The 12,430-nt window shown below is 32.2% G+C and carries 7 protein-coding genes; all 7 read left to right on the forward strand.

Annotated features, from left to right (window positions below; all coding sequences use genetic code 11):
- Positions 1–418 precede the first annotated feature (418 nt).
- The 7 genes from lepB to J2S15_RS07190 all read left to right on the forward strand — a co-directional run bounded on the left by lepB (position 419) and on the right by J2S15_RS07190 (position 12,330).
- Positions 419–958: a signal peptidase I gene (lepB, locus tag J2S15_RS07160; RefSeq protein WP_307406817.1), complete on the forward strand. Its 540-nt coding sequence runs from the start codon at positions 419–421 to the stop codon at positions 956–958.
- A gap of 77 nt (positions 959–1,035) precedes the next feature.
- Positions 1,036–2,298: a DUF7601 domain-containing protein gene (locus J2S15_RS07165; protein ID WP_307406819.1), complete on the forward strand. Its 1,263-nt coding sequence runs from the start codon at positions 1,036–1,038 to the stop codon at positions 2,296–2,298.
- A gap of 11 nt (positions 2,299–2,309) precedes the next feature.
- The gene (gene srtB / locus J2S15_RS07170) at positions 2,310–3,314 is read left to right on the forward strand and encodes a class B sortase (protein WP_307406821.1); all 1,005 of its coding nucleotides are present in this window, start codon (positions 2,310–2,312) and stop codon (positions 3,312–3,314) included.
- Positions 3,283–3,954 (forward strand): Spy0128 family protein, encoded by a 672-nt coding sequence (locus J2S15_RS07175; RefSeq protein ID WP_307406822.1) that lies wholly within the window; start codon positions 3,283–3,285, stop codon positions 3,952–3,954. The genes srtB and J2S15_RS07175 overlap by 32 nt, the downstream gene beginning before the upstream one ends.
- A complete protein-coding gene (locus J2S15_RS07180) occupies positions 3,941–8,023 on the forward strand; it encodes a right-handed parallel beta-helix repeat-containing protein (RefSeq protein WP_307406824.1) in 4,083 nt (1,360 codons plus the stop codon). Before J2S15_RS07175 ends, J2S15_RS07180 begins: the two co-directional genes overlap by 14 nt.
- A gap of 257 nt (positions 8,024–8,280) precedes the next feature.
- Entirely contained in the window at positions 8,281–9,612 is a 1,332-nt protein-coding gene (locus J2S15_RS07185) for an RNA polymerase sigma factor (RefSeq protein WP_307406826.1), read from the forward strand.
- Positions 9,613–9,648: 36 nt separating this feature from the next.
- Positions 9,649–12,330, forward strand: a complete 2,682-nt coding sequence (locus J2S15_RS07190; protein WP_307406827.1) for a toxin Cry1Ac domain D-VI-related protein — start codon at positions 9,649–9,651, stop codon at positions 12,328–12,330.
- The last annotated feature ends 100 nt before the right edge of the window (positions 12,331–12,430 follow it).

Below are 12,430 nucleotides of genomic sequence, written 5' to 3' on the forward strand. Positions count from 1 at the left end.
ATAACGATGAATTAAGGTTTTTTTCACTATTTATACTTTCAATTTTCACAAAAATATATTACGATTAAATAAATTTGACAAAAAATGAACTGTTTTCAAATAAAATACGACTAATGTATGAGAAAAAGTAGTAATATTTTTCAGGGAAATTTGAACGAAATTCAGGTTCATGTTGTCTAAATAAAAGTAGGGCGATTCAAAATTTAGCATTAAACATTACATTCTTTCAGTTATTTTGAAAAGATATACTTAGAATATCTTTTCATTAGCTGTTTTATGCTTAATCCAATAATCTCCTATTCCGTATTTTTGGCAACTGTCAAGAAAACGGAATTTTGATTTTATTAGGAAGAGTTTAAATTTCTAATTTAATGTTTCTAATTTTGAACATGTAATCTTATTGCTTTAAGTTACTTAATTGGTTGGAGGTGATAACATCAACACAGAAACAGATAAACAAAAGCCCATACATTTTAAAGGTGAACTAAAACGATTATTAATAAAGATAGCAATTATAATCGTTGTATTCATTTGCTTGTTTACCTTTGTATTTGGATTATTCCAAAACAGTGATAATGCAATGTCTCCAGCAGTAAACAATGGAGATTTGGTTCTGTATTATCGTTTAGATAAGGACTACAAAGCAAATGATGTGATTGTTGTTAATTACAACAGTGAAAACCAAATAAGAAGAGTAATTGCTGTAGCAGGAGATGAAGTTGACATCACAAGTGAAGGGCTTGTGATCAATGGTTCATTGCAGAATGAATCAAAAATATATCGGGAAACACTTCCCTATAGTGAAGGGATTACCTTCCCTGTCACCGTAAAGGAAGGAGAAGTATTTGTCCTTGGTGATGATCGATATAATGCAATTGATTCAAGAATATATGGCTGTGTAAAAATTAGCGACACGAAGGGAACACTAATAACCATACTAAGAAGAAGTGGATTTTAATGGTCTTACGAAATGACAGAAAACTTTCGAAAAAGGGCGTTGCAAAAACAGGGCTCCATATTAATAAGGAGAAATTAATGAGAAAAATTAAGAAAATAGTATCAATATTTATGATTGCTGCAGTAGCATTTACTGTAGCAGTAACAAACACTAGTATTAATGCAGATGATTCTGCTAAAGGTGCATATTCATCTGCACCAGGAACTGATGCAGTAGTGAAAATCACAAAAGAAATCGTTGCTGGTGAAGGAGTATCTTTGGACACAGCTGAAAGATTCACATTTACAGCAGCATTGAAAGAAGTAAGCACAGGTACTTATACTGATGCTACATATAATAGTGTTAAATCATTATCAACATATGTTGATTTTGCTATTAATACTAATGGTGATAATTTAATAGCGGAAACTAACAATATATTTACAGGAACAACTTATCCACATGCTGGAATTTATGTTTATACAGTAACCGAATCTACTACCAATGCAAATGGACACTTAATTGCTGGTGAAACATATACAATGTATGTTTATGTATATAACAAACCAGATACCAATCAACTTGAAGAAGGATACGATGGAACATATATTCACGCAGTAACAGTTGCTGTAGGAGATTTATCTGCTGGTGATTTAACAACTGACCCAGATATTGAAGATAAAAAAGTTGACTTAACTTATGATTCATCTGGTGATGTGACTGGAACTGGATTTAGATTCAAAGGTTATTACAATGAAGCAACTGGATTAGATATTCAGAAGAAAGTTGAAGGTGACTTGGTTAATTTAAACGATGAATATGACTTTACTGTTGTGTTTACATTCCCAAGTAGTGTTGAAGATGTACCTTCATCAGTTGGTGGTCCAGCTGCAACTCAATTTACATTTGCTGGAATTACTTACACAATTAAAAAAGATGCTACAACAATATCGTCAGGAAATGCAACTAGCAATACTGTAACATTCAAATTAAAAGCTGATGAGATTATTACATTTGATAATTTACCAGCAGGGACAACTTATACAGTAACTGAAGCCGTACCAAATGGTTTTACTGCAAGTGCATCAGTAACTGAAAAAGGTGCTACATATAACGAAAACAGCGTTCAAGTTAGTTCTGGACAAGTACAAGCAGATAGAGGGAATGGAATGACTCCAAATTTATTAGCCGCTGAAAAGAAAGATGGTTCAGCTCAAAATAAAGTTGTATATAAAAATACTGAAACTGATGTTAGTATCACAGGATTAATCATTGATAACCTACCATTTATTGCTTTAATGGGAGTTGGTATTGTAGGACTAGTATATATTGCTTTAAACAAGAAACGTAAAAGTATTTAATCATTAAAAAAATGAAACAGCAAGAACACAATTCAGAGATTAATAAAACTGAATTAAAAAAGATAAAGATCGTTCATAAAATTAGTAATACAATTGATAATATTTTAATGATTATCTTTATCTTATTACTGTTCTATGGAAGTTATGCATTGTATGACTCTAATCAGGTTCATAATGCATCAACTGCAACACAATATGAGCAATATAAACCTTCAAGTGATGATACTCTATCCTTTGAAGAACTAAAAGAAATAAATAGTGATGTGAAGGCATGGTTAAGTGTATATGGAACAAATATCGATTACCCTGTTGTTCACTCTACAAATAATCAAAAGTATTTAAATACAAATGCTTTAGGTGAGGCTTCCTTATCTGGAGCAATCTATATGGATTTTAGAAACAGTGAGGACTTTAGTGATTTTAATACCATCATTTATGGTCATCATATGGAAAAACAAACCATGTTTGGAGAATTGGATTTATTTAAAGATGAAGAATACTTTGAAGAACATGAATATGGAAACTTATACTATAATGGTGAAGATCATGGAATAGAATTCTTTGCATTCTTAGAAGCGGATGCTTATGATTCTTATTTATATTCACCAATAAAGATGACGAATACAAACCGATTTGAATATATTGAATATATCAAAAGTAATGCAATGAATTATCGTGATATAGAAATTGGTGAAAATGATCAAATCGTAGTATTAAGTACTTGTGCATCTTTACAAACAAATGGAAGATATGTGGTAGTTGGAAAAATAAGTAATGAATTGTATGAAAATACATATATAGAAGAACGTAATAGTGGTGGAATATTTAGTAATGTTCCCTACTCAATAATTGATTTCTTATTAGCGAATCCGCTAATTGGTATCTTTGTATTAATAATACTAATTATCTTAATATTATTGATACTCCAACAAATAGCCAGAATAATTGAACGACATAAACGCAAAAAAAGATTGGAGGAATTGAATGAAAATAATCAAGAATCTAATACAACTTAATTTAATCATCTTTATCCTCTTTTCTGTGTTTACTAATTCCATTGGTGCTATTGAAGTAACAACAATATCAATTGATATTAATCAAGAAGTAACAAAGAATGTGGATAAAGATGTAACATACAACTATATCGTAAAGGCACTTGATGGTTCACCTTTACCAAATAATGAAAGTGAATATAGTTTTTCAATTACGAATACAAGTAGCAAAACAATTGACTTCACTTTCACTGAAGCAGGATATTATCATTATCAAGTCTATCAGGTAACTGGTAGTGATAACGATAATACATACGATGAAAAAGTATATGAAGTAAGAATCTATTTAAGAGAAAGTGGTTTACAAACAATTATCTTAATGGATTATGAAAGTGATTCTAAAGTTGATGAAATTCTATTTCATAATACTTACAATAATTCAGATAACTCAAATAACAAACCTAATCCTGGTGACAATTCAAATAATGGAACGAATACACCTGGAAACAATACAGGACACAGCAGTAATCCAAGTATAGCTCCTGACAACAACGGTGTTGATACATCAGATTCTACGAGTATGTTTAGTTTATTACTTCTATGTCTTGCCAGTGGGTTGGTTATAATCAGATATAAGAAGGAGGTAGCATATGAAAAGAATTAAAAAAGCTCCTCTACTTCTATCGTTATTACTAATATTCTCACTTATTGCTTCACCAAATATCTCTCAAGTATTTGCTGATGACAATGGAAGTAGTGAAAACGAAGTAATTACAGAAGAAACAAACACTAACGAAGTTGAAAATGAAATAGAAGAACCAACACAAGGATCAATCAGTGGTTTGGTTTGGTTCGATAAAAACGAGAATGGAATAAAAGAATCTAACGAAAGTATAATTTCGGGAGTAGCATTATATTTATATAGAACAGAAGATAAATCTAATGTCATCACTCAAACAGCTAGCGATACAAACGGAAACTATGTATTCGATAACTTAGATAAAGGAAGTTACTATGTAGCAGTTAGAGCACAGGCTATTAATGGGACAAATTATTTAGTTCCAATAGCTAGTATTCAAACTGGAAGTGATAATAAATTTGATGTGGATTATTCGATTGAACCTGTTGCATCGTATAGCAGTTCAATAAATGTAAGTGAAAATGATGTAATTAATATTAATGCAGGTATGCGAAAACAGCAAACGATTGTTCCATTAAGTGGTTCTTATATTGTTACAAATGATACTACAAGTGAAACCTCCCCTTTTTCTTCATTAAACGAAGCAGTTGCATCTTGTACAATTTCAACATATAAATATACCATTACTGCAAACGCGAACGACACAAGTATAGGTGATGTAATCACAATTAAAGCAGATCAAGATATCACAATCACTTCCGCCACTTTATCAACAGTTAGTCTAAAGCAAGATAAAGATGGAGATCGCCATTTCATTGTAGAGGGAACCTTAACATTAGATAATGTAATATTGGAAGGTAATGGAAACTCTGCTGACGGGAATGAAAATGGTGGAGTAAAAGTTAATAGTGGTGGCTCATTGACGGTTGAAAGTGATGCAACCATTCAATCTTGTAACTGGGATAAGGGTGGTGCGATTAACTCTGATAATGGAACTATTATAATCAAAGGGTCTATCATTAACAACAATGCAAAAAGTGATGGTGGTGGAATCTATCTTACTGGAAGTGGTGGTAAACCATCTCATCTTACGATTACTGATGGTGCTGTAATCAGTAATAATAAAGCTCAAAACGGAGCCGGTATTTATTCTAACTGGCAAGCAACCATAGACATCAAAGGTGGTAGTATTACTTCTAATGCTGCTAGTAATGAAGGTGGTGGAATCCACTTCAACAGTGGAACAATCAATATGTCTGGTGGTAGTGTCGATAATAACTCTAGTAAGAATGTTGCTGGAGGTATTAAAGCAACCGATGGTGCAACTGTAACTCTTAGTGGTGGTAAAATCGATAAAAATACTTCTAATTATGGTGGTGGTCTTCTTGTTGAAGATAGTACACTTATTCTAAGTGGTGCTGATATCATCAACAATACTGCTAACAGTGAAGGTGGTGGAGTTAAAGTTGATAGATCAACAGTTAAAATGAGTGCTGGTAAAGTCGATGCTAATACTGCCAATAGTAGTGGTGGTGGATTTTACTTAACTGGTGGAGCTGGAAACCCACCTAAATTTGAATTAACTAATGGTAGTGTTAGCAACAATAAAGCTCATGATGGTGCTGGTATTTATTCTAATTGGAAAGCTGAAATTGAAATTATTGATGGTAGTATTACTACTAATACTGCTTCCAATGATGGAGCTGGTATTCATTTTAACAGTGGAACCCTAAACATGTCTGGTGGTAGTGTTGACAATAATACAAGTACACATGCTGCTGGTGGAATCAAAGTGTCCGATGGAGCTACTGTAACCATCAGTGGTGGTGTAATTGATGCAAATACATCTGGAACTAACGGTGGTGGAATACATATTGAAGACAGTACACTCAACTTTACTAATGGGAAAATCACAGGAAACAGTGCTACTGGCGAAGGTGGTGGAGTTAGAGCTAATCGTTCAACAATCCAAATAGACAGTGGAAATATCGAATATAATACTGCTTCAAATGGTGCAGGAATTTATATCAGTGGTGACTCTAATAATTTTAGTTCAATTAATCTTAAAGGTGGTAGTATAAACAATAATACCGCCTCTAGTGATGGCGGTGGAATTAGAAGTACATCTTATGTAACAATCACTATTGATAGTGGAAATATCAATGATAACAAAGGTACTTATGGAGCTGGAATATCCGCAAATAATAATAGTACAATAATTTTAAATAGTGGAAAAATTACAAATAATACTAACGCCAGTAGAGGTGGTGGAGTAAACATTGATAATCGTTCTACTTCTATCACAATTAACGGTGGTGAAATTAGTTATAATGAAGCTTCTGATGGTGGTGGTATCATCGCTACTGATGGTGCATCAATCACAATTACAAATGGAACTATAAATAACAATAAAGCCTCTGCAAAAGGTGGTGCTATTGATGCAAGTAATGATTGTACAATTAGTATGACTGGTGGAAGTATTATTGATAATCAGTCTTCAGGTTCTGGCGGTGGAATCTATGCTGCTGGCAACACAATCACAATTACTAGTGGAACTTTCACAAATAACTTATCTGGTGATGATGGAGGTGGAATCTATCATACTGATGGTACGCTAACAATTGAATCAAACTCTATATTTTCTAAAAATAGTGCAACTGTAGATGGTGGTGCAATTCGGGTAACTACAGGTACTTCACTTACTATCAATAATAGTAAAATAGAAGATAACACTGCTGCTCATGGGGCTGGATTTTCTGCTAATAACAATAGTAAAGTTATCATTGATAGTAGTAGTTTCAACGATAATATTGCAACTCAACGTGGTGGTGGTATCAATATAGATAACTCAACTACAATGAAGATTACTGATAGTACAATCACTGATAATGAAGCAAACACTGGTGGTGGAATAATTGCCAGCCTTAACTCAACCATTGATTTGGATGATTGTACAATTACTGGAAACTCTGTTACAGGTGATGGAGGAGCAATAAAGTTAGAGAATTCAATACTAACTATTGAAAATGCAACAATTGATAATAATCAATCAGTTAGTCATGGTGGAGGTATTTATCTAACATGGGGAAGTAATCTAACAATAAACAAAGGTTCAATTACAAATAATAATGCGGGTAGAGACGGCGGTGGAATATATACAGAAAAATCTTCATATAAAGATCCTGTAGAATCAACAGGTTATTCAAATATTTCTGTTGATAAAGATAATGTGACTGTAAATTCAAACACAGCTTCTACAACTTCTAACACTCCCTCAAATGCTTCATCAATTACAAATTTTAATGGTAATTTACTTAATAATAATGATATAAACTATTATCCAGAGAAAATTGCAGTAACTTATTATGGAAACGGTGGACAACCTGATTATATAGAAGAGGATTATAATATGTCAGATCCTGTTACCGTAAAAAGTCAAAGTCAACTTGGCTTTACAGCACCTACTTCTACACCAAATTATGTAATAAGATATTGGACTACTGATCCTACAGGTGAAGGTGGTATTCAGTATAAAGCGGATGGTAATGATAGTTTCGTTATTACTGAACATGTAGCACTTTATGCAGTATGGGGACCAGCATCTACGATAAGTGGATACGTATTTGAAGATACAAATAAAAATGGTTCGATTGATAGTGATGAAGAATTATCAGATAAAGTGGTTTCATTATTTAAATATGATGAATCACAATCAAAGTATGTTGATACTGGAGAAACTTATACTACAGACTCGGACGGTAAATACACTTTTGAAGTTGATATGAATTCAAAATACAAAGTCTACTTCAAAGTAACTGATGGTGAATTAGGTAAACTTGGATTCACCACAAAAGGTAATGCATCTAGCACTACAAGTAGTCATGCAAATCAAGATGGATTCTCAGATCCGATTGAAACTGAACTAAACGAAGACTATACTGTCAATGCCGGATATTTACCATCTGTATCAGTGACAGGACTTGATGGTGTTTCTCTAGCATGGATAGTTATTGCACTTGGATCTTGTATTGCAATTGCATTGTTATATATAACTAAAAAGCGTAATAAAGCAAGATTACTAAATAAATCGTAATACTCTAAAACTTCAGATTAATCTGGAGTTTTTTTCTGTTCAAAATGGATAAAATAAACTGAACTAAACTGTCTCAAACAACGACTAATGAATGGCGAATAAATTAAGATATTCGTTAACATAAACATAAAAACAAATGTTTGGATAAGAATAAATATTATAGACAACATATTTAAGAAATTTCCGAACACTTTCAATTCTCCACGTATATAAGTATTAGGGTAAGTGGATTTTTTGAAACTGAGGAGGGCGAAAACATGGATAAGATAGAACTTACCCAAATTGTCAAAGAAGTCCAAAAGGATATTGGACAATTTGAGTTACTATACTCACAAATCGTAAATAAAGTATATTATTGGTGCTATACCGTTATTGGAAATGAAACCGAAGCAAAAGATGCAGCTCAAGAAGCAATGATTCGTATCTATAAAAAGATTCATACACTAAAGACACCAGAAACATTTAGTTCTTGGATGTACATCTTAGTTAGAAATGTTTGCTATCGTTATTTAGAAGCTAATAGAAGACAAGATAAATTGTATCTAGATTCTAATGATTTTATAGAAAATTTCGAATTGAATGTGGTGGATGACAGACGTGATAGTATACCGAATCGAGCGTATGACTTAAAAGAAACAAAACAATTAATTGTTAAGTTGATTAAAAAATTACCAAAAAGACAAAGAGAAGTCATTACATTATTTTACTTAGAAGAAATGAAAATTAATGAGATTGCTGAAGTTCTTGATTATAACGCCGGTTCTATTCGTTCTAGACTTCATGATGGAAGAAAGAATTTGGAACAATTGATAATTGAGTATCAGGAAAAGAATAATGTTAAGTTGTATGGTTTGATTCTATGGCCATTACTTGGACTGATACTAACCGAAGATATGCAAGAAGTATGCAGTAAACAAGATTTAGCATATGATGAGAAGCTATTCAAGCAAGATAAAACATCTTCTCTAAATCGTTTATTGAACTGGAAACTTTTCATAACAGGAGCAATTCTTATAGTTGCTATTTTAGTTCTTTTCTTTGTTTACTGGCCACAAGACACTTCTATATCGAATAATCCTTCTTTTTTGAATGATGAAGAGTTGTACAACAAAATAAAAGGAAACCCTTATGTTGAGAGCATTGTATATCTTTCTTTCTCAAAAAGAGAAAGTGTAGACATAACAATCACACTAAAAGAGAATTTGGATAAAAAGAATATAGAAATTTTATTTAATAATGTAGAAATAGAATTTGAAAAAAACAATAAAGAAGTGTTTGTACAAGTAACTGAAAATGGTAATTATACTATAAAGATTAATGACACCGAAACAGTTTTTGAAATTAATAAACTTAATCCATATGCACCTGAATTAATTGGTGTTCAAGACTATGGTAATTATCTTCAATTAACATTCAATGACGAACAGTCAAAAATTAATTATGAAAAGTCATATATTGAATATGAAAACAAAAAGTATGAAATTACCGAGAAAGGGAAAGTTTATGGTAACTTCAACGGAATTGTTATTATCTGTCTTTTCGATGACGAAGATCAATATATTTATTACGATGCAGATTTAAATAATTAGAGTGAGTATCAATATTTATCAAAACATGGAGGACATATGAAAAAGAGAATAAAAAGTAAAAAACTAATAAGTAGTTTAGCAATATCTACATTAGTTCTTGGATTATTTGTAACTACAGTAATCAATGCAGATGAAACTGATGTAATTACTGAACCTGAAATTCAAGAAGTAGAAGAGACAACTGAAGATATAGTTGCTGAAGAAGAACAAGAAGTGGTTGAAGAAGATACTACTGATGAAATCGAAGAAACTATAGAATCGGATATTTCTTCGACTTCTGATGGAAACCAAATTGATCGTTCAAGTTTAGCAAGAGTGGATCTAACTGCTAATGCTTTTCCAGAGTCATCAAGACCATTAGAACAAGCTATTATTACACAATATAATGGTACTAATGGAACTGTGAAGGTGGATACAGATGATAATGGATATATAAGTGTAGGTGAAGCAAACACGTGGACATCAAGTACTATACGTTTGGATGGATTAGGTCTTACAGGTACAATAACAGGAATAGAAAATTTTACAAACTTACAGTATCTTCATTTGTATGACAATAATTTTACAGGTACATTACCTGAACAATTAGGAAATTTAACTTCATTAAAATGGTTAAGTCTTTACGGTAATTCACTAGAAGGTAAAATACCAGCAAGTATGGGAAATATTAGTGGTTTAGAGATAGTTTACTTAAGTAATAATAATTTTAGTGGCGATATTCCAGAAGAATTGAAATTAATAAGTTCTTTGAAACAACTAAATTTAGGAGGAAATAATGATTTGAGTGGAAACTTGATTTTATCATCCGGTTCCAAATTAAGTTTAGAACTTTTATATATTCAATCCACAGATATTAAAGTAGATTTGTCTGGATTCAGTTCGATTAAATATTTATCTACAACTGAAAAAAATATAAGTAATCCAGAAAATCTGAGTAAGGTATTATCTTTTAATATAGCTCAAAAAAATATAGAAAACGATCATTATAGTCTAGTTAGATTAACAGGTACAGCAGGATTTGTTACTTGGGATGATAATACTAAGTACTATGTAATCGCTCCAAACATGGGTGTATTATATGATTGCTATATAAGCGAGGGTAGCATTGGAGGGCCATCTGCTAAAGTTGATTTATCACAAGGTGGATTAATGGATACATCTGGAAATCTTATCATAGGAGCAACAGTAGATAATGTTATTGATGGTTCAGTAGTATTACCTAATGGTGGAACTGTTGTTACACCTGAAGTAATCTACTCCACTGATGGTAACATGGTTGTCAGTGAAAGCGAAATTGAAGTTGAAGGTAATGTTACAGTAAGTAAAAACACCCTAGATGGATCAACGGTAACAATAGGTTCAGTTGTTACAGAAGTTAGTAATCCAACAGGTGGAAAAATTACAATTCCATTGGGTTCAAATGATGGAACTACGCTTAAACCAGGTACTATTGTAACTAACAATGATGGAGATAAAGTATTCATTTCAGATGAAGCAATAATGGATAATGAAGGTAATATTACTTCATCAGGAACTTATGTAACAGTGCCAAGTGATAAAACAGCAACAACAAACAGTGATGGTACTATCACATTACCAGAAAACAGCATAGTAACTGTAAATGGTGAAGATACAGTATATCCAGGAACAATAATCTTTAGTCCAGAAGATGGAAGTCTAAAGTACATTCCAGTCAGTGAATTATTAAATGAAGATGGAACAGACTTAGCAACAGGAATTACACAAAAGGAAATTGACGATGCAAGAACTCTTGTAGATGGGTTAACAGAAGGTAATTTGAAAGACCAATTAACTGAAATCGTTGATACTGCTCAAAATATATTGAAGGCAAAAGAAGCAGTAGAAGACTTATTCACAGATGGTAGTCATATAGATATCCCAGATGATTTAACTCAAACGGATATTGATAAAGCACAAGAGTTAGTTAATAAAGTCCCTGATGGAAAACTAAAAGATGAACTGCAAAAAGATATTGATAAAGCCCAAGACATGTTAAATGCTAGAGATAAAGTTAATAACTTATTTACAGACGATACACATACAGATATCCCAGATGATCTGACACAAACGGGTATTGATGATGCTCAAAAAGCAGTTGATAAACTTCCAAGTGGAGATTTGAAAGACGAGTTACAAAAAGAAATTGATAAAGCACAAGATATGCTAGATGCTAAAAACAAAGTAGATGACCTATTTACAGATGGAACACATACAGACATTACAGATGGGTTAACACAGAAAGATATTGATAAAGCACAAGACGCAGTTGATAAACTTCCTGATGGAGCTTTAAAAGATGAACTACAAAAGGAAATCGATAAAGCGCAAGATATGTTGAATGCAAAAGATGCAGTAGGTGACTTGTTAGATAAGGATGGTAACCTGAATTCTGATGTAACTCAAAAAGATATTGATAAGGCACAAGAGTTAGTTAATAAATTACCAGACGGTGACTTAAAAGATGAACTACAGGCAGTTATAGACGAAGCACAAAGGCAATTAGATGCACAGAACAAGAAGAACCCTTCAACAGCTCCAAGCGTTGTTAAACCAAGCGTTAGTGGCGGTGCAACAACTGGAGGAAGTGCAGTGAATACAGCTGATACAACTAATACAGCTATATATTTCAGTTTATTAGTCTCATCAATTGTTCTTCTAGGTTTGTTTATTAAAAGAAGAAAACACTCAATGAAATAAGATATAAAAAAATAGAGCCATTAATTAAAATGGTTCTATTTTTTTACGTATATTGAACAATTACCAGTAAACTCTTTAGCAAAAGAAATAGAAATAGTTC

Source organism: Breznakia pachnodae (assembly GCF_030814225.1).
Taxonomy (GTDB): Bacteria; Bacillota_I; Bacilli_A; order Erysipelotrichales; family Erysipelotrichaceae; genus Breznakia; species Breznakia pachnodae.